18 protein-coding genes are annotated in these 21,451 nt (G+C 70.7%); 9 read left to right on the forward strand and 9 right to left on the reverse strand.

Annotated elements, in window-relative coordinates; genetic code table 11:
• The 3 genes from ACWDX9_RS08095 to ACWDX9_RS08105 all read right to left on the reverse strand — a co-directional run.
• Positions 1–1,487: aldehyde dehydrogenase family protein (locus tag ACWDX9_RS08095; RefSeq protein ID WP_449950434.1), on the reverse strand; the 1,487-nt coding region annotated here is incomplete at its 3' end.
• Positions 1,488–1,497: 10 nt separating this feature from the next.
• Entirely contained in the window at positions 1,498–3,102 is a 1,605-nt protein-coding gene (locus ACWDX9_RS08100; RefSeq protein ID WP_449950437.1) for a thiamine pyrophosphate-dependent enzyme, read from the reverse strand.
• A complete protein-coding gene (locus ACWDX9_RS08105) occupies positions 3,099–4,001 on the reverse strand; it encodes an ABC transporter substrate-binding protein (protein ID WP_449950438.1) in 903 nt (300 codons plus the stop codon). The genes ACWDX9_RS08100 and ACWDX9_RS08105 overlap by 4 nt, the downstream gene beginning before the upstream one ends.
• Positions 4,002–4,102: 101 nt before the next feature.
• On the opposite strand from ACWDX9_RS08105, the gene ACWDX9_RS08110 reads away from it, so the two are divergent.
• Positions 4,103–4,873: an IclR family transcriptional regulator gene (locus tag ACWDX9_RS08110; RefSeq protein WP_449950440.1), complete on the forward strand. Its 771-nt coding sequence runs from the start codon at positions 4,103–4,105 to the stop codon at positions 4,871–4,873.
• A 157-nt stretch (positions 4,874–5,030) separates the two neighbouring features.
• On the opposite strand, the gene ACWDX9_RS08115 is transcribed toward ACWDX9_RS08110, so the two are convergent.
• A complete protein-coding gene (locus tag ACWDX9_RS08115) occupies positions 5,031–5,903 on the reverse strand; it encodes a MurR/RpiR family transcriptional regulator (protein ID WP_449950442.1) in 873 nt (290 codons plus the stop codon).
• The gene (locus ACWDX9_RS08120) at positions 5,888–7,324 is read right to left on the reverse strand and encodes a glycoside hydrolase family 3 protein (RefSeq protein ID WP_449950444.1); all 1,437 of its coding nucleotides are present in this window, start codon (positions 7,322–7,324) and stop codon (positions 5,888–5,890) included. The genes ACWDX9_RS08115 and ACWDX9_RS08120 overlap by 16 nt, the downstream gene beginning before the upstream one ends.
• Before the next feature lie 152 nt (positions 7,325–7,476).
• Here ACWDX9_RS08120 and ACWDX9_RS08125 point away from each other — a divergent pair, with 152 nt between their 5' ends.
• Complete coding sequence (locus ACWDX9_RS08125; RefSeq protein WP_449950447.1) at positions 7,477–8,940, forward strand: glycoside hydrolase family 10 protein; 1,464 nt, start codon at positions 7,477–7,479, stop codon at positions 8,938–8,940.
• Between the two features lie 152 nt (positions 8,941–9,092).
• Here ACWDX9_RS08125 and ACWDX9_RS08130 read toward each other — a convergent pair whose 3' ends face one another.
• Positions 9,093–9,740: an FHA domain-containing protein gene (locus ACWDX9_RS08130; protein WP_192790024.1), complete on the reverse strand. Its 648-nt coding sequence runs from the start codon at positions 9,738–9,740 to the stop codon at positions 9,093–9,095.
• Between the two features lie 237 nt (positions 9,741–9,977).
• Here ACWDX9_RS08130 and ACWDX9_RS08135 point away from each other — a divergent pair, with 237 nt between their 5' ends.
• From ACWDX9_RS08135 to ACWDX9_RS08150, 4 genes are all read left to right on the forward strand, one after another.
• The gene (locus tag ACWDX9_RS08135; RefSeq protein ID WP_449950449.1) at positions 9,978–11,099 is read left to right on the forward strand and encodes a citrate/2-methylcitrate synthase; all 1,122 of its coding nucleotides are present in this window, start codon (positions 9,978–9,980) and stop codon (positions 11,097–11,099) included.
• The gene (locus ACWDX9_RS08140) at positions 11,075–11,392 is read left to right on the forward strand and encodes a DUF3017 domain-containing protein (protein ID WP_449950451.1); all 318 of its coding nucleotides are present in this window, start codon (positions 11,075–11,077) and stop codon (positions 11,390–11,392) included. Before ACWDX9_RS08135 ends, ACWDX9_RS08140 begins: the two co-directional genes overlap by 25 nt.
• 56 nt (positions 11,393–11,448) lie before the next feature.
• Entirely contained in the window at positions 11,449–12,666 is a 1,218-nt protein-coding gene (locus ACWDX9_RS08145; RefSeq protein ID WP_364243457.1) for an NADP-dependent isocitrate dehydrogenase, read from the forward strand.
• 170 nt (positions 12,667–12,836) lie between these two features.
• Positions 12,837–13,841: a polysaccharide deacetylase family protein gene (locus ACWDX9_RS08150; RefSeq protein WP_364243454.1), complete on the forward strand. Its 1,005-nt coding sequence runs from the start codon at positions 12,837–12,839 to the stop codon at positions 13,839–13,841.
• On the opposite strand, the gene ACWDX9_RS08155 is transcribed toward ACWDX9_RS08150, so the two are convergent.
• Complete coding sequence (locus tag ACWDX9_RS08155; RefSeq protein WP_449950454.1) at positions 13,835–14,899, reverse strand: hypothetical protein; 1,065 nt, start codon at positions 14,897–14,899, stop codon at positions 13,835–13,837. The genes ACWDX9_RS08150 and ACWDX9_RS08155 overlap by 7 nt on opposite strands.
• A complete protein-coding gene (locus ACWDX9_RS08160; protein ID WP_449950457.1) occupies positions 14,896–16,251 on the reverse strand; it encodes a hypothetical protein in 1,356 nt (451 codons plus the stop codon). The genes ACWDX9_RS08155 and ACWDX9_RS08160 overlap by 4 nt, the downstream gene beginning before the upstream one ends.
• Before the next feature lie 349 nt (positions 16,252–16,600).
• On the opposite strand from ACWDX9_RS08160, the gene ACWDX9_RS08165 reads away from it, so the two are divergent.
• Positions 16,601–17,131, forward strand: a complete 531-nt coding sequence (locus ACWDX9_RS08165) for a hypothetical protein (protein WP_449950460.1) — start codon at positions 16,601–16,603, stop codon at positions 17,129–17,131.
• On the opposite strand, the gene ACWDX9_RS08170 is transcribed toward ACWDX9_RS08165, so the two are convergent.
• Positions 17,118–18,245 carry a saccharopine dehydrogenase family protein gene (locus ACWDX9_RS08170; protein WP_449950594.1) on the reverse strand — a complete coding sequence of 376 codons (1,128 nt, stop codon included), beginning with the start codon at positions 18,243–18,245 and terminating at the stop codon, positions 17,118–17,120. The two genes, ACWDX9_RS08165 and ACWDX9_RS08170, sit on opposite strands and share 14 nt — an antisense overlap.
• A gap of 144 nt (positions 18,246–18,389) precedes the next feature.
• Here ACWDX9_RS08170 and ACWDX9_RS08175 point away from each other — a divergent pair, with 144 nt between their 5' ends.
• The gene (locus ACWDX9_RS08175; protein WP_449950463.1) at positions 18,390–20,333 is read left to right on the forward strand and encodes a protein kinase domain-containing protein; all 1,944 of its coding nucleotides are present in this window, start codon (positions 18,390–18,392) and stop codon (positions 20,331–20,333) included.
• 53 nt (positions 20,334–20,386) lie between these two features.
• Positions 20,387–21,373: a malate dehydrogenase gene (locus ACWDX9_RS08180; RefSeq protein WP_449950465.1), complete on the forward strand. Its 987-nt coding sequence runs from the start codon at positions 20,387–20,389 to the stop codon at positions 21,371–21,373.
• Positions 21,374–21,451: the final 78 nt, after the last annotated feature.

Consider the following 21,451-nt stretch of genomic DNA (forward strand, 5'->3'; position numbering starts at 1 on the left):
CTCGGGGGGCGGCTGGCGCTCGACGGGGACGGGCGCTTCGTGGCGATGTCCCCCTGCATGGTGACCCACTGCGTCTCGGTGAAGGCGTCGACGTTCGCCCCGGTGCCGCCGAACCGCGCTCCCGTCCCCGAGGCCCCCACCCCGCCGAACGGCGCCACGGCCTCGTCGTCCACGGTCTGGTCGTTGATGTGCACGATCCCCGTCGGCACCAGGTCGGCCAGCGCCATCCCCTTCATCACGTCCCGCGTGAGGATGCCCAGCGACAGGCCGTACTCCGAGTCCGCGGCCAGCGCCGCCGCCTCCTCCAGCGTGGAGAACGTCGTCACCGGCGCCACCGGCCCGAACACCTCCTCCGCGTACGCCGGCGCGCTCACCGGCACCTCGGCCAGCACGGTCGGCCGGTAGAACAGCCCCTCGTACGTCCCCCCGGCGGCGAGCCGGGCCCCGGCGGAGACGCTCGCGGTGACCAGCTGGTGCACCCGGTCGCGCTGCCCGGCGTCGATCAGGGGCCCGAGCGCGACCTGCCCGGTGGCGGGGTCGCCCACCGGCAGCCCCGTGGCCTTGGCGGCCAGGCGCTCGACGTACTCCTCGGCCACGGCCTCGTGCACGAGGTGCCGTCCCGAGGTCATGCAGATCTGCCCCTGGTGGAAGAACGACGCCCACGCACCCGCCGACGCGGCGGCCCCGAGGTCGGCGTCGTCGAAGACGACCAGCGCCGAGTTCCCGCCCAGCTCCAGGTGGACCCGCTTGAGCAGGCGCGCCGCCGCCTCGCCGACCTTGCGCCCGGCGGCGGTGGAGCCGGTGAAGGAGATCACGGGGATGTTCGGGTCGGCGACCAGCGCCTGACCGGCCTCGGGACCGCCGGGCAGCACGTGCAGGAGCCCGCTGGGCAGCCCGGCCTCCTCGAAGACCCGCGCGACCGCGAACCCGCCGCACACGGCCGTACGCTGGTCCGGCTTGAACACCACCGCGTTCCCCAGCGCCAGCGCCGGGGCGACCGACCGGATGCCCAGGATCAGCGGGAAGTTGAACGGCGCGATCACCCCCACGACCCCGACCGGCACCCGCCGCGCGAAGCTGAGCCGCTTGCGGGCCGTCGGCAGCACCTCGCCCAGGGGCTGCGACGCCAGCGCCGCCGCCTCGTAGCACTCCTGCGCCGCCACGTGCGTCTCGAACCCGGCCTTGCCCGGCACGCCGCCGGACTCCCTGACGATCCAGTCCTGGATCTCCTGCGCGTGCTCCTCGAACAGCCGTCCGGCCCGCCGCAGCAGCGCCGCCCGCTCCTCGTACGGCGTGGCGGCCCACGCCCGCTGCTCCGACCGGGCCCGTACGGCGGCGGCCGCCACGTCGTCGGCGCCGGCGGTGCCCGCGCGGCCGAGTTCGTCGCCGGTGGCGGGCTCGGTGACGGGCGCGTCACCGGCGCGCGAGGCCGTCCATCCGCCGTCGAAGATCGAGCCCGTCCAGATCTTGGGGTCGAGGAACGTCATGGTGAGCCTCCTAAGGCTGGAAGTCCGGATCCACGGTCACGGTCACGTCGAGCAGCAGGGGCTCCTCGCGGGCCGCGAGCGACGGGAGCACCTCGTCGAGGGCCGCCGTCAGCTCGTCGTACGAGTCCACCCGCCTGGCGGGGCAGCCCAAGGACCTGGCCAGGCCGCCCATGTCCACCTCGGTGAACGGCGGCCACGGCGCCTTGCCGCCCTGCTTGTCGGCCAGCCGGTCCATGATCGCGTACCGGCCGTTGGAGAGCACGACGAACAGCGCGCCCACCCGGTAGTGCGTCGCGCTCCAGAGCCCGTGCACGCCGTAGAGGGCCGACCCGTCGCCCACGACGGCGATCACGGGCCGGTCGGGGAGCGCCATCCGCAGGCCCACCGCGGCGGGCACGGCGAACCCGAGCCCGCCCATGGCCGCCGACAGGAAGCCGAGCGGGGTTCTGGCGGGCACGAGCCGGTGCAGGTCGGGGCGGGACGAGGGGGTCTCCTCGACGAGCACGATGTCGGCGGGCAGCCGCAGCGCGAGCTCGCGCAGCACGTGCGCCGCCCGCAACGGCCGCCCCGCAGTGGGCAGTTCGGGAATGTCCGTCGCGGGAGCCCGTCCCGCTGCGGGAGCCCGTCCCGCGGCCGGTGACGATGAGGGGAGCAGAGCGGCCAGCCGGGCGCAGACGGCCGACGGCGAGGCGAGGTAGGCCAGGTCGGCCGGGCTGCGATGCGCCTCGGCCGGGTCATCCGTGATCACCGCGACCGACGTCCCCGCCGCCACCAGGGGACCGGGCACGTACGGGTACTGCCGGAAGACGGGAGCCCCCACCGCGAGCACCACGTCGTGCCCCGCCAGCGCCTCCCGCAGCCGAACCCGGTCGGCGGGCAGCACCCCCGCGTACTGCGGATGGTCCTGCGGGAACCCGGCCCGCCCCCCGAACGACTCCTGGAACACGGGACACCCGAGCCGCTCGGCCAGCGCGACCAGCGCCTCCCACCCGGCCCCCGCGCCCGCGACGATGGCCGGCGACCGGGCCCCCGACAGCAGCTCCACCAGCGGCGCGAGGTCATCGTCCGGGATGCCGGCGGGCCGCACCATCCGCGCGGGCGCCGCCACCGTCTCCTCCGAGAAGGGCGCCTCCCAGTCGTCCATCGGCACCACGACCAGCGCGGGCCCGCGGAAGGTCGTCGCCTCGTGGAAGGCCCGGACCACCGCCCCGGGCACGTCCTGCGCGCGCACCGGCTGGTCCACCCGCACCGGATAGTCCCCGGCCAGCCCGCTCAGGTGCCCGGTCAGGAACGGCTCCAGCGCCAGATGCCGCCGGTCCTGCTGCCCGACCAGGATCACCAGCGGCACCCGGTTCACCCGGGCGGTGGCGATGGCCCCCACCGCGTTCCCCAGCCCGGCCGTGGTGTGCAGCACGGCCAGCGCGGGCGCCTCGTGCCCGATCGCCCACCCCGTGGCCATCCCCACCACGGACCCCTCGTGGAGCGCGAGCACGAAACGCAGGTCGTCCGGGAGCCCGGTCAGCAGGGTCACCTCGGTGGAGCCGGGGTTGCCGAAGATCGTGGTCAGCCCGTACCGCCTGAGCACGTCGAACGTGGCGTCCCGGACGGTCGTCATCGCCGGTCCCTCGCCCGCTGGATCTGCCGGTAGACGTGCCCGCGCAACTCGCCGAACCGGGGCAGCGAGCGGGTCGTCAGCTGGTCGCGTTCGGGCGGCAGATCCACCTTCAGGTCCTCCAGGATCACGGTCGGCGACGAGGACAGCACGATCACGCGTTGCCCCAGGTAGACGGCCTCGTCGATGTCGTGGGTGACGAACAGCGTGGTCACCTCCAGGTCCCGCCACAGCCGCAGGATCAGGTCCTCCAGGTCCGCCCGGGTCTGGGCGTCCACGGCGGCGAACGGCTCGTCCATCAGCAGCACCTGCGGCTGGTACGCCACCGCCCTGGCGTTGCGCATCGCCGCCGTGAACCGCCTGGTCAGGTCGGCGTCGGTCCGGCCCGTGGTGAAGTACATGGCGACGGTGAGGTCGGGGGCGGCGTCGGCGAAGTTCCAGGCCACGGGGCGCGCTCCCTGGCTGACGGCCTGGCTGACGAACGGCTCGACCACCCAGATGGCGTCCACCCGGCCGCTCTGCAGCGCGGCGGGCGCGTCCGGGAAGGGCAGCTCCACGAACTCGATGCCGGTGGGGTTGCCTCCCGCGTTGCGCACGGAGGCGCGTACGGTCGTGTCGCCGATGTTCTTGAGCTGGTTGACGGAGATCTTCCTGCCCGCCAGGTCCTTGGCCGTCCTGATCGGGCTGTCCTGCTCGACCAGCACCGCGCTGAAGTCCTTGCCCTGCTGACCGGTGGAGGAGACGCCGTTGGCGACCACCTTGACGTCGAGGCCCTGCTGCTTGGCGGTCAGCAGCGAGGTCGTGTTCGCGAACGCGAACTGGAACTGCCCGCTCACCGCCCCCGAGACGGCGGCCGCGCCGCCCTGGACCGGGGTGATGGTGAGGACGAGAGCGCGACGCACGGCTGCTCCTAGTTGTTCGCGATGCGCACATGTATTCTCTGACCGAACAATCCCGTATCGCGGAACCTACGCTCTTGCCAGCTCATGTCAAGGGGATCACGATGGTTGATCATGTGCAGTCGCTGGCCCGGGGGCTCGCGGTGATCCGGGCGTTCAGCGCCACCGACCCTGAGCTGACGCTCAGCCAGGTGGCCCGCGCGACCGGCCTCAGCAGGGCCGCGGCCAGGCGATTCCTGCTCACGCTCGAGGACCTGGGGTACGTGCGCAGCGACGGGCGGCTGTTCTCGCTCACGCCCCGGGTGCTGGAGCTGGGGTACGCGTACCTGTCGAGCCTGTCGCTGCCCGAGGTCGCCGACCCGCACCTGGAACGCCTGGCGGCCGAGGTGCACGAGTCGGCCTCGGTGGCGGTGCTGGACGGGGAGGACGTCGTCTACGTGGCGCGGGTGGCGACGGCGCGGATCATGCGGGTGACGATCAGCATCGGGACCCGCTTCCCCGCGTACTGCACGTCGATGGGGCGGGTCCTGCTGGCCGCCCTCCCGCCGGACGAGCTGGACGCGTACCTGGAGGGGGCCTCGTTGCGCCGCCTCACCTCGCACACGATCGCGCTGCCGGCCGCGTTGCGGGCGGAGCTGGGCAAGGTGCGCGGGCGGGGGTGGGCGATGGTGGACCAGGAGCTGGAGGAGGGGCTGCGCTCGATCGCCGCGCCGATTCGCGACCGTTCGGGGCGGACGGTGGCCGCCGTGAACGTCTCGACCCACGCCAGCCGGACGACCCTGCAGGCGGCCCGCCGCGACCTCCTGCCGCCGCTGCTGGCCACGGCCGCCAAGATCGAGGCCGACCTGGCCGCCCTGTCGGTCGCCCGCGCCTGACCACCGCCCGCGAAGGCGGCGGTCGTTTCGGCCGCCCCCTCGACGCGGACCCTCCCAAGGGACGGCAACCGACGTCGGCGGTCGCTTCGGGGCCTGTGCATCGGGGGCACGGCCCTGGGCCGTGTGCGACGTCGGCGGTCGCGTCGGGGCCGGTGGGTCAGCGGTTGCGGTAGCGGTCCGTGGCGTTCCGGGTGGCCCGGATGGCCGCGTCGGCCGTGTCGTACGTCCGCTGCGCCAGCCCCACGAAGATGCAGTCCACGATCAGCAACTGGCTGATCCGGCTCGCCAGCGCCCCAGGCCGGAACGCCGTCTCCCGCCCCGCCGACACCAGCGTGTGATCGGCCAGCTCCGCCAGCGACGACCGGGGGTTGTTGGTGATGCCCACGACCAGGGCCCCGGTGTCGGCCGCGGTGCGGGCGGGCACCAGCACGTCGGGCGTCTCGCCGCTGCAGCTGATCGCCACCACGACGTCGCCTTCCTTGAGCAGCGCCGCGCTGGTCAGAGCCAGGTGCGCATCGCTGAACGGGTGGCTGGACAGCCCGATGCGCAGCAGCTTCTGCGACATGTCCGCCGCCACCAGCCCCGAGGCCCCCACCCCGTACACGTCCACCCGCCGCGCCACCGAGATGGCCTTCACCACGTCGCCCAGCTGGTCGGGGTCGAGCTGCGCGGCGGTGTCGGCCAGCGCCTCCGACTCGGCGCGGGCGACCTTGGCGATCACGTCCGTCAGCGGGTCGTCGGGCCCGAGGTCGCCGGGCACCAGCCGCTCCGGCTCCTTGGCCACGGCCGCCGCCAGGGCGAAGCGCATCTGCGAGTATCCCGCGAACCCGAGAGCCCGGGCCGTGCGCACGATGGTGGCCTCGCTCGTCCCGGAGACCGCGCTGAACTCGGTGATCGTGCTGCGCACCACCAGCCCGGGGTCGTCCAGGATGATGCGGGCGATGGACTGCGCCGCCGGGGTGAGCGAGGGCAGCACGGCGCGTACGGTGGCGACCGGGTTCGCGGGTTCGGCGGTCACTGGGTCAGCCATTCTGCCGCCGCCTGTGCGGACACGCGGGAGATGCCGTGGGTGGCCAGGTGGACGGCCCCGCCGGGCGGCGCCGGCACGCCGGTGTCCACCACGATCACGTCGGGCCGCACCGCCAGCGCCTTGGCCACCGTCGAACGCACCCAGTCGTACCGGGCGGCGTCGTGCACCACCAGCACGATCGGCCGCCCGTCGGCCGCCAGGTCGGGCAGGTCGCCCATGGGTTCGAGCTGCAGCCGGGCCGTGTTCGGCAGGAGGGAGGTGAGGGCCGCCGTGATGCCGGTCGGCGTCGAGGGGTCCACGGCCTTGCTGAAGCGGGTGTTGACCTCGACCACCAGCGGGGCGCGGTCGAGCCGGGCGGTGCCGGAGGTGGTCAGCGCCGCCCTGGCCGCCTCCAGGCCCACGCCCTCGTCCACGTCGCCCCGGGCCTTGTCGCGCAGCGCCGCCTGCGCCCCGTACCACTGGGAGAGCGCGAGCACCCGCGCGGCCGCCTCCGCGAGCCGCTCCTCGGGCAGCTCACCGGCGCGTACGGCGGCCACGATCGTGTCGCGCATCGCGTGCAGGCTCTCCTCGGTGGCCAGCCCCACGCAGATGGCGTCCACGCCCGCGTCCAGGGCCCGCACCGCGATCTCGCCCGGCGTGAACATGGCGGCCACCGCCTGCATCTCGATCGCGTCGGTGACGAGCATCCCGTCGAAGCCGAGCTCGCCCCTCAGGAGCTCGGTCATGGCGGTACGGCTCAGCGTCGCCGGCATCGACGGATCGAGAGCGGGGACGAGCAGGTGGCCCGACATGATCGAGCGCACCCCGGCGGCGATCGCGGCCCGGAACGGCGGCAGGTCGCGTGCGAAGAGCACCTCGCGCGAGGCGTGCACGGTGGGCAGCGCCAGGTGGGAGTCGGTCACAGTGTCCCCGTGGCCGGGGAAGTGCTTGGCGCAGGTGGCCACGCCCGCGCCCTGGACGCCGTTCACGTACGCGACCGTGTGCCGGGAGACCAGGTCGGGCGTGGGGCCGAAGGAGCGGATGCCGATGACGGGGTTGGCCGGGTTGGAGTTCACGTCGGCGTCGGGCGCGTAGTCGAGCGTGATGTCCAGCTCGCCGAGCATCCGGCCGATCTGGCGGCCCACGCGCTCGGTGAGCGTCACGTCGTCCACCACGCCCAGGGCCCGGTTGCCGGGGAAGGAGCTGCCGGCCTGGACCTCCAGCCGGGTGACCGCGCCGCCCTCCTCGTCGATCGCGACGACGGTGTCAGGGTTCTCGGCGCGCAAATGCCGTACGAGCTGCGCATCTATGACGTTGCGGGCGAACAGCACAACTCCGCCCAGACCCTCGCCCAGCGCGCGGCGCAGCCAGTCGGGGACCGAGGTCCCCTCGTACCCTGGGTGCAACACTGTCATCGCCAGTCTGGACAGGTCACCGCTCATCGGCACTTTCCTTCACGGTTGTTGATCTGAAGGTAATTTTCTGTCATCGTCGCCTTCGATACAACCACTTTCCGAGAGGCCACCCCCCCATGCCGAGCAGACGGACTCTCTTGAAGGGCCTCGCCCTCGCTGCCGCCGCCACCGCCGTTCCGATGCCTGCCTTGGCGCAGGACTACGTGCCGCCGTTGCGTCAGATGCGCGGTATGTGGATCGCCTCGGTGGTCAACATCAACTGGCCGTCGAAGCCAGGGCTGACCGCCGACGAGCAGAAGGCCGAGTTCGTCGCCTGGCTGGACGTGGCCGTGCAGCGCAAGCTCAACTCGGTGTTCGTGCAGATCAGGCCGACCGCGGACGCGTTCTGGCCGTCACCGTTCGAGCCCTGGTCACAGTATCTGACCGGAACCCAAGGTCAGGACCCCGGCTATGATCCGCTCGGCTTCGCCGTGGAGGAGACGCACAAGCGTGGCCTGGCCTTCCACGCCTGGTTCAACCCGTACCGCGCCTCGATGCAGCCCGACCCCGCCAAGCTGCACCCCGACCACCCCGGGCGCAAGCACCCCGACTGGATCCTGCCGTTCGGCGGCAAGCTGTACTACAACCCGGGCCTGCCGGAGGTACGGAAGTTCTGCCAGGACGCGATGATGGACGCGGTCACCCGCTACGACATCGACGGCCTGCACTTCGACGACTACTTCTACCCCACGAACACCACGGCTTTCGACGACAGCGCCACGTTCGCCAAGTACGGCGCCGGCTTCCCCGACCTGGCCACCTGGCGGCGCAACAACGTCGACCTGATGGTCCAGGAGATGCAGCAGCGCGTCCTGGCGGCCAAGCCGGAGATCGCGTGGGGGATCAGCCCGTCCGGCATCTGGCGCAACAAGGCCTCCGACCCGCTCGGCTCGGACACCAACGGCGGCCAGTCGTACGACAACCTGCACGCCGACACCCGAGGCTGGGTCAAGAAGGGCTGGCTCGACTACATCGCTCCGCAGCTCTACTGGTACATGGGGCAGCCGCCGGCCGACTACTCCAAGCTCGTGCCCTGGTGGTCCGACGTGGCGAGCGGCACCAACACGCTGCTGTGGATCGGCCAGGCCGCCTACAAGGCGGGCGACCCGGCCCAGGCGGCCCAGTGGCAGGCCCCCGGCGAGCTGTCGGCCCACCTGACGCTCAACCGGAACCACCCCGAGATCGGCGGCGACATCTGGTACAACGCCAACGACGTCAAGGTCGACCGGATCGGCTCCATCACGACCGCCGTCAACGACCACTACCAGCGGCCCGCGCTGGCTCCCGTGCTGCCCCGGCTGGCCAACGGCGAGCCGCCGCACAGGCCGGTCCTGGCGTACGCGCTGCGCAAGCCCGGCGGGGTCGAGGTGCGCGCGGTGGCCACCGGCAGGGACGAGCCGTTCCAGTTCGCGATCTTCCGCTTCGGCGGGAACGCGTCCTCGCGCGACTTCGCCGACGCCCGCAACCTGGTCGCGGTCGTGCCCGGCGACCGGCAGGTCCGCTGGACGGACGCCGACGGGAAGCGCGGCGACCACTACTACGTGGTCGCGGTGGACCGGGCCAACCGGACCAGCAAGCCGAGCAACGGCTTCCGGGTGATCTGAGCGCATGCTTGGCCGATGAGCGTCGCCGGCCGGTTTCCTGGCCGGCGACGTGCCCGTTTCCCGTGGGTCGCGGGCATGCTAGCGCTCAGGTTCCGACGCTGCCGGAACCCCTCGCCGAAGCCCCGGTCGCGATCAGGCCCCAAGTACCGTCGTCAAGAAGCCCTTCGCCCAGCCGCCGACGGCTGCTCGGCGGGGGTGCCCGTCGACCGCTGTGGTGGCACCACGGGGGTCGGACGGACCAGACCGAGCGCGACGACCTCGTTGGCCAGGCGCGTGCGCCGGTTGGTGCCCTCGGGGATCCTGAACTTCTGGTAGAGCCGCAGCAGATGCTGCTTGACCGCGGCCTCGGTCACGACCAGGTCGTCGGCGATCTCGCGCGCGGTCGCCGGGGCGACGAACGCCTCGTCCGACAGCGCCGGCCTGCAGAGCGAGGTCAGCACATCAACCTCGCGCCTGGTCAGCTCGGGCGCCGCCGCCCTGCGCAGCTCGACCTCCGGGGTGAAGTCCTCTCGGGGGACTCCACCGATGCGACCCCGCGCCGCGCCGAAGGAGACCACGTCGCCGTCGTCAAGGACCCTCCGGGCGATCGGCCTGCCGTTCACCCGCGTGCCGTTCCTGGACAGCCCCAGGTCGACGACGTACAGGTAGGGTCCTCGTCTGACGAACTCGGCATGGAGTCGAGACACACTGGGATCGGTGAGCCGGATGTCGACCCCCCGGCCTCTCCCGACCGTCGTGATCTCGGGGCGCAACGGGACCACCTCGCCAGTGTCCTCGATGCGTATGAACGGCCCCTCCACTGGCGGTTCCTCCCCTTGTGAGGCAGCGTATGAACGGCACGCCGCCACCTGGGCACGGCAGTTCCTCCCCAGGTAGCCCGCCGTAACTATTACTACAGCTCCGGCTTACCCAAACGAGGGGATGCGGAATCGCCTTTGCCGAAAGGAGAATCCGGCGTGAAATTGGTCTGGACCTTTGAGGCCGGTTTTGCCTGCTCACGGGTAGACTTCGGACGAAGATAAGCGGAGGAAACACTCATGGCGGACAAGCCCACGAAAGGCCTGGCCGATGTCGTTGCCGCGTCCACAGCGCTGAGCGACATTGACGGAAAGGCCGGCCGGCTCTTCTACCGTGGATACGACATCCACGACCTGGCCGGTCGCGCGACGTTCGAGGAGACCGCACACCTGCTTCAGCGTGGCAAGCTGCCCAACCGGTCCGAGCTCGACGCGTACGTCGACGAGCTGGCGCAGGGCCGGGAGCTGGGCGCCCTGGCTTCCGCGAACATCGCCGAGATCGCCGAGAAGCAGAAACCGATGGAGGCGCTGCGCAGCCTGGTCTCGCTGGCCGCCGCCGACGACGCGGACAAGGACTCCATCGCCCCCGACGCCAACCTGCGCAAGGCGGCCCGGCTGACCGCGCAGCAACCGCTGCTGGTCGCCCGCTACCACGCCGCCCGCACCGGCGGGAGCGTTCCCGAGCCCGACCCGTCGCTCAGCATCGCCGCGAACTTCCTGCACGAGGTCACCGGCCGCGTCCCCGACCCCCGGGCGGTCGAGATCTTCGACGAGTGCCTGGTGCTGCACGCCGACCACACCATGAACGCCTCCACGTTCGCCGCCCGCGTCTGCGCCGCGACCCTCTCGGACATGCACTCCGCGATCGTCGCCGCCATCGGCACCCTCAAGGGCCCGCTGCACGGCGGGGCGAACGAGCAGGTCATGAAGCTGCTGGAGTCGATCCCTCCGGGTCAGGTGGCCCAGGCCGTACGTGACAAGCTGGCGGCCCACGAGAAGATCATGGGCTTCGGGCACCGCGTCTACAAGACCGAGGACCCGCGCGCGACCCATCTGCGCAAGATGTCCGCCGAACTGGCCGAGGCCGGCGGCGACGACACCTACTACCGGATGTCCAAGGAGATGGAGGAGGTCGTCTTCGAGACGAAGGGCCTCTACCCCAACGTCGACTTCTACGCGGCTTCGGTCTACCACTATCTCGGGATCCCGACGGACCTTTTCACGCCGGTCTTCTCGATCAGCCGAATGTCTGGCTGGACTGCCCATGTCATAGAGCAGCACGCAGACAATAGGCTGATCCGACCTGACAGTGAGTACATCGGTGAGACCGATCAGAAGTGGAAGCCTCTAGAGGAACGTTGAGCCACGGGACCAAGCGTGAGAGCTGGGGGCCGTATCCGCTGATTCTGGCGGGTGCGGTCATCGGCGTACTCGTGATCTTTTTCGTGAACCCGCGCTGGGGCGGGTTCGCGCTGGGCGCCGTCATCATGATCGCCGCCGCCCTCCGCTTCGCCGGTTACGGTGGGCAGCTGTCCATCCGCAGCAAGAAGGTTGACGTCATCACGCTGGCCGGGTTCGGGTTCGTGCTGGTCCTGACCTCGCTCCTGCTCTACAACAACGAGCTCAAAGCGTTGATACTGTCCCTTTTCGCCTGATGACCGGACGGTCCGATAGCCTCAACGCATCAAAACATTGAAGGGGAACCATTCGCATGCCCAAGATCAAGGTGGAGGGTCCTGTCGTCGAGCTTGACGGCGACGAGATGACCCGGATCATCTGGCAGTTCATCAAGGACCAGCTGATCCTTCCCTACCTCGACGTCGACCTGAAGTACTACGACCTCGGCATCCAGTACCGGGACGAGACGGACGACCAGGTCACCATCGACGCCGCGAACGCCATCAAGAAGTACGGCGTCGGTGTGAAATGCGCCACCATCACCCCGGACGAGGCGCGGGTCGAGGAGTTCGGTCTCAAGAAGATGTGGAAGTCCCCCAACGGGACCATCCGCAACATCCTCGGCGGCGTGATCTTCCGCGAGCCGATCATCATGTCGAACGTGCCGCGCCTCGTCCCCGGCTGGACCAAGCCGATCGTCGTCGGCCGTCACGCGTTCGGTGACCAGTACCGCGCCACCGACCTGAAGATCCCCGGCGAGGGCACGCTGACCCTGACGTACACGCCGAAGGACGGCTCCGAGCCGATCGAGCTCGACGTGTACGACTTCCCCGGCAGCGGCGTCGCGCTGGCGATGTACAACCTGGACGAGTCGATCCGCGACTTCGCCCGCGCCTCGATGCGCTACGGCCTGGCCCGCAACTACCCGGTCTACCTGTCGACGAAGAACACTATCCTCAAGGCGTACGACGGCCGCTTCAAGGACATCTTCGCCGAGGTCTACGAGACCGAGTTCAAGGCCGACTTCGAGAAGGCCGGTCTCACGTACGAGCACCGCCTCATCGACGACATGGTCGCCGCGGCGATGAAGTGGGAGGGCGGCTACGTCTGGGCCGCGAAGAACTACGACGGCGACGTGCAGTCCGACACTGTGGCGCAGGGCTTCGGCTCCCTCGGCCTGATGACCTCGGTCCTGATGACCCCCGACGGCAGGACCGTCGAGGCCGAGGCCGCGCACGGCACCGTGACTCGCCACTACCGCGAGCACCAGAAGGGCAACCCCACCTCCACCAACCCCATCGCCTCGATCTTCGCGTGGACGCGCGGCCTGGCCCACCGGGGCAAGCTCGACAACACCCCCGCCGTGACCGACTTCGCCAACAAGCTGGAAGAGGTCTGCGTCGAGACCGTCGAGGGCGGCCAGATGACCAAGGACCTGGCGCTCCTGGTCGGCGGCGACGCCAAGTGGCTCACCACCCAGGACTTCCTGAGCGCACTGGACGAGAACCTCAAGAAGAAGATGGCAATTTGACCGTTTCAGCGTAAAGGGCCGCCTGCGGGCGGCCCTTTCGCTTGTCCGCTTCCCAGACCATCTCTTGACAGTGACGCGGCGTGGCGCAGTTGATCAGCTGGGTAAGAGCCACCTCGTAACAGTCGTACGCGTCTCGGGGGGTTCGGATGCGACTGCGTATTTTCAGTGGAGTGGGGCTGTTGGCCGCCGCCACCCTCCTGAGCGGCTGCGACTCGCAGCCCACCACCGTCAAGATGGCCGACACCAAGGTCGACGCCGCCGCCAAGCTCAAGGCGGCCCAGGCCGCCAAGGCCAAGCGCGCCGCCGAGGTCAAGGCGAACGAGCTGGGGCAGATCCCGGTGCTCATGTTCCACCGGGTGATCGACAAACCGGGCTCGACGGACGACAGGACACCGCAGCAGTTCCGCGCGGACCTGGAGCGGCTGGCCAGGGAGGGGTACGTGCCGATCACCGCCGCCGAGATGGTGGCCGGGAAGATCGACATTCCGGCGGGCAAGCACCCGGTGGTGCTGACCTTCGACGACTCGTCGCCATCACAGCTGACGCTCAACGAGGTAGGCGTCCCCGCCCCGAACACCGCCGTCGCCATTCTCAAGGACGTGGCGGCCAAGAACCCGGGCTTCCCGGCGAAGGCCACCTTCTACGTGACCCGCGACATGTTCGGCAAGACCGTACGCGAGGAGCAGGCCCAGATGCTGGGCTGGCTCAAGGACAACGGCTTCGAGATCGGCAACCACACCCGCGACCACATCAACCTGCGCGGACGCTCGCACCAGGAGGTCGACGAGCAGATCAGCACGATCGCCCAGCAGATCGCCTCCCTCTCCGGCGTCCACCCCACCACGATCGCCCTGCCGTACGGCAACCAGCCGAGCAACAAGGAGTGGGCCATGCACGGCAAGGCCTACAACCACCTGGGCGCGTTCCTGGCCGGTTACACGCCCGCGCCGGCGCCGTTCAGCAAGGCGTTCGAACCGCCGGGGATCCCGCGGATCAAGGTCATGGAGAAGAAGGGCGACTGCAAGCAGTTCTGCTCGGAGGCGTGGCTGGACTGGCTCAAGAACAACCCGGACATGCGCTACACCTCGGACGGGGACGTGCGGACCGTGGCGTACCCGAAGTTCAAGAACCCGTACCTGCGCAAGACCTTCACCAAGTGGGGCCTGCCCTACTGACGGACCTTCCCGAGGGCCACTCCCAGTTCGGCGGGCTGCAGGAACTGGTCGGCCACGTCACTCATGCGTACGTCGAGTCGCCGCGCCGCCCCGGTGGCGAGGTCCACGACGTGGTACGCCATCTCGGCACGAGGTCCGGAGGCCTGCACGACGACGGCGTCCTCGCCGTCCCAGCGCAGGACGCTCGTGGCCTGCCAGCCCGCCGGCAGCCGCGGCGCGACGGTCCGCGCCGGCCTGCCGGTTGACGTGTCGGTGAGCACGATGCCGTGCGCGACGACGCCGTCCGGCGTGATCTCGCGGGCGAGTGTGGCCGTCGTGCGCCCGGACGGCGACGGCATGGCGCCCGCCGCCAGGTTGCCGGGCAACGTGAAGCGTCCGACCACCTTGCCCTTGGGCGACCAAACGGTGAACGAGGCCGACGTGGTGTGCCCGGGCAGGCTGTTCGTGCGACGGGTCGTCATGGCCATGAGCCCTGCGGACGTCCAGCCGACGACCTGCCCGACGGCGGGCAGGTGACGGACGGCGCCGGTGCCGAGGTCCACGATCATCGGGTTCTCCAGCACGGTCTCGTCGTCCTTGTCCAGGTGGTCGCGCTGGATGAGCAGGTGGCGGCCGTCGAGGGAGAACAGCGGGATCTGGGCGCCGAACATCTCGCCGACCGTGCCGCCCTTCTGCCGTACGGGGAGCGCCTTGACCGCTCCGGTGCGCAGGTCGGCCACGACGTACGTGCCGTCGCTCGTCCGCAGGTAGGCCGCATGTGTGCCGTCCGGGCTGAGAGAGAGCGAGTCCGCGGCGTCGGTGCCGGGCAGCCGGCCTCGCTCGCCGCCCCACGCGACAAGGACCCAGTGGCTGCACGGGGCCGAGCCGTCCTCGCAGGTGGGGCTGTACGCATATCGGATGGGGGAGGCGTACCTGCTGAGTTCTTCCGGGGCGGTGACCGCGCGGGTCGGTTCGGGGCGGGCGAACTGGACCGGCGGTTGCTCGCCGGTCGGGCCGATCACCCACGCGGTGGCCACGGCCAGCGCCGCCGCGGCGAAGGCGTACCACCACCGGCTCACTGGATCCTCCCGAACACCGCGCCGTCGAGGTTCGCCGGCAGGTCCCGCATCGGGCTCGCCTCGCCGGTGCCCGGATCGACCAGCTGGAACTCCTTCTCGGCATCCGCATCGATCTTGATGAGGAGCCGCCCGTCCCGCGCCCAGGCGAGTGCCTTCGGCGTGCTGTCTTGCTCGGGCACGCTCAGCTTGGCGTGCCTGCGGATCTCGGCCGTGCGGGGATCCATGGTCAGCACCTCCTCTTCGGTGAGGACGACCAGCGCGCGGGCGTCGGGGGAGGCGATCACCTCGAGCGTCGGATCGAAGGGTGCCCGGGTCCGCACCGTGCCGTCGTACCCGATCGTGAGGAGTTCGGTGTCGGGGGAGCCCGCCGGCGCCCGGCGGCCGGTGGTCGCCATGACGCCGTCGGGGCCGAAGCCGAGCACGCGGCCGACGCCCGGCAGGCGGGTGCGGGCTCCGGTGCGGTTGTCGATCACTTCCGGGCCGACGCTCACGTACCGGCCGTCCTGGGACAGCACCACCTCGGGGAGGGGCCTGCCGGTCAGCGGCCCGGTCAGGTCACGCCGCGCGCCCGGCCCCGACATGTCCTGCTGCACGAGGCGGCGAGTGGCTTCGTCCACGTAGACGAGGTGCAGTCCGTCGCCGCTGAGCACGAAGGGCTCGCCGGGCAGCCGTGTGCTCGCCTGGCTCACCTCCTGCTTCTGCTGCCCTTCGCTCCGCAGCGTCCACGTGCCGGACCCCGGATCCATCAGCGCGTACTGGACGGGTCCGGCGAGGCTCTCGGGAGCGGCGGCGTCCGGCGTCTGCTGCCACACGGACCGGCCCATGGCCAGTCCCACGCCGGCCAGTGCCACACCCGCGGTGACCCAGAGCCAGGTCGTCCTCTTGCCCGAGGCGCCGGCCCGCCAGGCGTTCGAGGCCAGGGCCAACGCCAGGATCGGCAGGCCGACGAGGGCCAGCACGCCTATGTCGTTGAACTGCTGTACGGGCAGGGCGATCACCGACGTCCAGAGGGCCACGGACGCGCCCACCCCGAGCAGCCAGCGGGCGGAATGGGACCGCGTGGCCATTTCCCCGCCCACGAGGTCCGCCGGCCCCGGGAGCGGCGCCCGCCGGTGCAGGCCGCTGACCATGAACTGGACGCCGGCCACCACGGCGAGCGCGGCCGCGGCGCCGAGTCGCCGGCCGACGGTGGTCTCCGCGGAGAGGGACCGTTCGACCGTGCTGAAGGCGACCCCGCAGGAGAAGGCGGCGCAGATCAGCCAGGTCGCGGTGAGCTGCGGCGGGACGAGTCGTATTCCTGGCGCGCGCCGAATTGGGCCCCGCGGACGGCCGAATGCGATTTCACCGGCCATGACTCCGAGGAGCCAGCCGATCAGCACAAAGTAAGGAGCCAGAAAGATTGATCCGGATGATGCGCTGAAAACACCCGTGGCCAGTCCCGCGCTGGTGCCCATCCACCGGTATCGCCGCGTCACCTGGAGATATCGCAGTATGTGAGGGCCGTTGAACGCGGTGATGTCCACCATCTGGCGGTGTCCGAATCGGTCCGCCTCCACGCGGTGCAGGGGTGAGTTGGCGGCCCCGGCGACCATCGGTATCACCAATAACAGGAAGACCAGAAAACCGGTCAGCAACAAGAGTCGTCTTTCGCCATGACCGGAAAAGTAGCAGAATGCGGAATCGCCAAAAAAGGGGGCTCGAGTGATTTCCGATGAAGTCTGGGTGCGCCTGGATCCAAGGACGGGCATGGTGCGCCGCTTCGCCTACGGACGCTGGCTCCTGGCCGGGATCGCGGTGCTCGCCGCCGGGGTCGCGTGGACGAGCGGAGCGATCGTCCCCCGCCTGTCGCACGACGCGAGCGGTGGCTCCGGCTCGACGTCCCAGGATGAGGCGGGTCGGCGGCACGTCGAGGTGCTGATCGGCCTGGAGGTCGTCAACGAAGGCTGGCTGCCCACGACGGTCACGGCGGTGGGCGTGCGCTCGGCCGGTCTCGCGCTCCGATCGGTGACCCTCGACGGTAGCGGCGCCTTTCCCCGCTCGATCCCGCCCCGCACGCGGATGACGCTGACGCTCGTCCTCGGTGTCACCGACTGCCGGACCGCCCTGTCGGAAGACGTCCCCCTCGTGGTGGAGACGGAGCAGTGGTGGGGCCGCACCACTGCCGAGGCCCTGGACGAGGAACCCTGGCACACCCTCTCGACCGAGTCCGCCTGCCGTCTCAACGCTTCCTGACGAAGGAGATGTCCGCCGCGCGCAGCCGGTCGATGAGCGGCCGGCCCATGGCCGAGGCCGTCGTGAGCTGGCCGGCGCGGTCCGGGAGGTCGTCGAAGGCGAGGCAGAGGGCCGACTCCGCGAACATCCTGGCCGTCGCGCCGTAGCCCGGGTCCCCACCAGCGACCTCCGTGACCACGCGCTCGCCCCCGCCCTCGCCCAGGAACGTGACCTTGAACCAGTTCCGGGCGCGGCGCTCGGCCGACGGGCCTTCGCCGGGCTTCAGCCGGTCCTGGATCCAGCCGCGTACGGGCGGGATCTGGGCGAGTGCGGCGAAGGCGCCGGCGGCCGTCACGGTGGCCAGGGCCTCGGGGAGGGTGCGGACGGCGTAGTGCTGGCGGTAGGTGAAGTCGGGGCCGTAGCGGTCGAGGAGGCGGGCCGAGTAGCCGACCACGAACGGGTCGAGGCTCGGCATCGGGAGCGCCCACCCGCCCACGTAGCGGACGCCGCCGGGCAGCGAGCTCACCCTGCGGCCGGTGGGCCGGGGCTCGGCGGAGCGGCGCTGCGTGCCCTGCTGGACCGTCTGGCGGGCGCGGCCGAGGATGGACATCATCGTGGCCAGGGTGCCGCCGGACGGGGCCATCCTCGCCCGCAGGAAGCCGCTCACCCTGAGCGGGACACCTTCGGGGAGGTGGGTGACGGTGTGGAGCACGCCCAGGTCGTACGGGATGGAGTCGAAGCCGCAGGCGTGCACGAGCTTGGCGCCGCTCCTGGCCGCCCGGTCGTGGTAGCGCACGTAGACCAGGTCCACGAACTCGGGCTCGCCCGTCAGGTCCAGATAATGGGTGCCGGCCTCCGCACACGCGGCCACCAGCGGCTCCCCGTACGCCACATAAGGGCCGACCGTCGTTGCCAGGACGCGCGTCTGACGGGCGAGCGCGGCCACCGAGGCGGGGTCCGTGGCGTCGGCGAGCAGGATCGGTACGTCGAGCCCCAGCCGCTCCAGCTTGGCGCGGTCGCGCCCGGCCAGCGCCCACCGCGTGCCGGGCCCGGCGGCCTGCGCGAGGTAGGCGGCCGTGAGTGCGCCGGTGAAGCCGCTCGCTCCGAAAAGTACGATGTCGTAGGGGCGCTCCATGATCCAGAGCCTCCCCTCGACGGCCCGCGCGCGCAACTCCACGCCGGTAAAACCGTGACGTCACGAACGCTTAACGGATCCCTGAGGAGTTGCTGAACGTCGTAAAGTTTGCGTCGTTGGGGTTAGCACACGTGGGGATGACGAATGCCGCAAATCTCGCCGCTGGTCGCCGGCGATCCCACACAGCTGGGGTCCTTCCGGCTGTCCGGACGGATCGGGGAAGGCGGTCAGGGCATCGTTTACCTGGGCGTCAACGACAACGGGGAGCAGGCGGCCATCAAGCTGCTGCACGTCAAGTTCACCGGTGACACGATCGCCAGGTCGCGTTTCGCCAGGGAGCTGAAGGCGGCCAAGCGGGTGGCGTCGTTCTGCACGGCCAGGGTGATGGAGGCCGATCTCGACGGCAACACGCCGTACATCGCCAGCGAGTACATCGACGGCCGGGCGCTCAGGGACATCATCGAGACCGACGGGCCGCTCACCGGCACGGTGCTCGACCGGCTGGCCATCGGCACGGCGACCGCGCTCACCGCGATCCACCACGCCTCGATCGTCCACCGGGACTTCAAGCCCGACAACGTGCTGATCGCCGCCGACGGGCCGCGCGTGGTGGACTTCGGCATCGCCCGGATCATCGACTCCACCGGCACGATCACCAGCCGGGCCATCGGCACCCCCGCCTACATGGCGCCCGAGCAGATCGCGGGTGACGACGTCGGGCCCTATACGGACGTGTTCTCCTGGGGCGCCACCATCGCGTTCGCGGCCACGGGGACGCCCGCGTTCGAGGGCAAGTCCATCGCCGTGGTGCTCAACCGGATCCTCAACCACGAGGTCGACGTCGGCATGATGCCGGAGCCGCTGCGCGGCGTGGTGAGCTCCGCGCTGTCCAAGTCCCCGGCCGACCGGCCGTCCGCCGACCAGATCCTGCTGCGGCTGCTCGGGCAGCCGTCCACGGTGGGGGCGTCCACGGCGGTGCTCACCCGGGGCGTGCAGGTGGCCAGCGACGACACGACGCCGTTCAACAGGGTGTCGGCGGGGTCGATCACGGACCTGCCCCGGCCGCAACCCGCGACGGCACCGTCCGCGACGGCACAGCCCACTACGGCTGCGTCTCCCGCCACGGGTGCGCCTCCCGCGACGGTGCCGCCGGAGGGGGACAGGGTGCCGTACCCGGTGACCGAGCCCTCCCTGCCAGGGCGGTCGCGCCGCGCGCGGGTGTGGATCGCGGTGGGCACCGCCGTCGTCCTGCTCGCCGCCGCCGCCATCGCGCTCGCGATGAACGGCGGCTGGTCGCTCGCGTTCCGCGAGGGGCCCGAGCCCACGGAGACGGTCGAGCAGAAACCTCCCACGACCGCGTTCGCCACCGTGATCGACAAAGTGGCGCAGACCGGGAAGATCGTGATCGGCGTCAAGGGCGACCTGCCAGGCGTCGCGCTGCAGGACGGCGACGACTTCCAGGGCTTCGACGTCGAGGTCGCCAAGCGCATCGCCGCCGAATTAGGAGCCAAGGACACCGCGCTCGTCAAGGTCAGCAGGGGCGACCGGGCCGACGCGCTGGCCGAAGGCAGCGTCGACCTGGTCGTGGCCACCTACTCCGTCGACCGGTCCGAGACGCAGTTCGCGGGGCCGTACTACGTGGCGCACCACGACGTCCTCGTACGCGCGGGCAGCGGCATCGACTCCGTGGACGACCTGGAGGGCAAGAAGCTCTGCGCGCCCGACAGCCCGTCCGTCGGCGAGGTGCAGCAGAAGGTGAAGGTCGAGCCGGTCTCGGCCGACGACTACGCCGTCTGCATGCAGCTGCTCCGCGACGGCAAGGTGGACGCGGTCCCCGGCGACGACCTGATCCTGGCCGGGTTCGCCGCCCGCGAGAACATGCGCTACAAGATCGTCGGCGCCAAGCTCAACAACGAGCGGTACGCCGTCGGCATCAAGAACGGCGACGTGAAGACCTGCAAGGCGGTGAAGGCGGTCATCGCCGACCTCTATCGCACGGGCTTCATGAAGCAGCTTCTGAGCAAGTACTTCGCCAAGGTCGAATTCGATCCGGAGCTGAAGGTGCCCGCGATGGAAACCTGCGGATGACGAGCAGGTAGCATCCCAAAGTCAACGAATATCCTGCGAGTGAGGGGAAGGCCATGGCGTCGTCAGCCAACGGGCCCGTCAAGGTAACCGTCACCGGAGCCGCCGGTCAGATCGGTTACGCACTGCTGTTCCGCATCGCGTCGGGGCAGCTGCTCGGCGCCGACGTCCCGGTCAAGCTCAGCCTGCTGGAGATCCCGGCGGCGGTGAAGGCCGCCGAGGGCACCGCCATGGAGCTCGACGACTGCGCGTTCCCGCTGCTGTCCGGCATCGAGATCACCGATGACCCCAACGTCGCCTTCGCCGGGGCCAACGTCGCGCTGCTGGTCGGCGCCATGCCGCGCAAGGCCGGCATGGAGCGCGGCGACCTGCTCGGCGCCAACGGCGGCATCTTCGGCCCCCAGGGCAAGGCGATCAACGACCACGCCGCCGACGACATCAAGGTCCTGGTCGTGGGCAACCCGGCCAACACCAACGCGCTCATCGCCCAGCAGAACGCGCCCGACGTGCCCGCCGACCGCTTCACCGCGATGACCCGGCTCGACCACAACCGCGCGCTGTCCCAGCTGGCCGCCAAGCTCCAGGTGCCGGTCACCGAGATCAAGAAGATGACGATCTGGGGCAACCACTCCGCGACGCAGTACCCCGACCTGTTCCACGCCGAGGTGGGCGGCAAGATCGCGGCCGAGCAGGTCGACGGCGAGTGGCTGCGCGAGACGTTCATCCCGACGGTGGCCAAGCGCGGCGCCGCCATCATCGAGGCCCGTGGCGCCTCCTCGGCCGCCTCGGCCGCCAACGCGGCGATCGACCACGTCTACGACTGGGTCAACGGCACCGAGTGGACCTCCGCGGCCGTCGTCTCCGACGGCTCCTACGGCGTGCCCGAGGGGCTCATCTCGTCGTTCCCGGTGCGTGCGGCGAACGGCACGTTCGAGATCATCCAGGGGCTCGAGATCGACGCGTTCTCCCGCGACCGGATCGACGCCAGCGTGCGCGAGCTGGCGGAGGAGCGCGACGCGGTCAAGGAGCTCGGCCTCATCTGACGACCGGCCCGGCCCCCCGCGCGAGGCGGGGGGCTTCAGGGCGGACAGGACACGGGCTGCACGGCGGGAACGGCCGGC

This window comes from Nonomuraea sp. NPDC003201 (assembly GCF_053590415.1).

Bases quoted from the DNA above. Each gene is read 5' to 3' on its own strand.
- ACWDX9_RS08145 (WP_364243457.1), top strand. From the start codon at position 11,449: ATGCCCAAGATCAAGGTGGAGGGTCCTGTCGTCGAGCTTGACGGCGAC.
- ACWDX9_RS08160 (WP_449950457.1), bottom strand. From the start codon at position 16,251: ATGGCCGGTGAAATCGCATTCGGCCGTCCGCGGGGCCCAATTCGGCGC.
- ACWDX9_RS08125 (WP_449950447.1), top strand. From the start codon at position 7,477: ATGCCTGCCTTGGCGCAGGACTACGTGCCGCCGTTGCGTCAGATGCGC.
- ACWDX9_RS08100 (WP_449950437.1), bottom strand. From the start codon at position 3,102: ATGACGACCGTCCGGGACGCCACGTTCGACGTGCTCAGGCGGTACGGG.
- ACWDX9_RS08180 (WP_449950465.1), top strand. From the start codon at position 20,387: ATGGCGTCGTCAGCCAACGGGCCCGTCAAGGTAACCGTCACCGGAGCC.
- ACWDX9_RS08115 (WP_449950442.1), bottom strand. From the start codon at position 5,903: ATGGCTGACCCAGTGACCGCCGAACCCGCGAACCCGGTCGCCACCGTA.
- ACWDX9_RS08135 (WP_449950449.1), top strand. From the start codon at position 9,978: ATGGCGGACAAGCCCACGAAAGGCCTGGCCGATGTCGTTGCCGCGTCC.
- ACWDX9_RS08170 (WP_449950594.1), bottom strand. From the start codon at position 18,245: ATGGAGCGCCCCTACGACATCGTACTTTTCGGAGCGAGCGGCTTCACC.
- ACWDX9_RS08175 (WP_449950463.1), top strand. From the start codon at position 18,390: ATGCCGCAAATCTCGCCGCTGGTCGCCGGCGATCCCACACAGCTGGGG.
- ACWDX9_RS08110 (WP_449950440.1), top strand. From the start codon at position 4,103: ATGGTTGATCATGTGCAGTCGCTGGCCCGGGGGCTCGCGGTGATCCGG.
- ACWDX9_RS08120 (WP_449950444.1), bottom strand. From the start codon at position 7,324: ATGAGCGGTGACCTGTCCAGACTGGCGATGACAGTGTTGCACCCAGGG.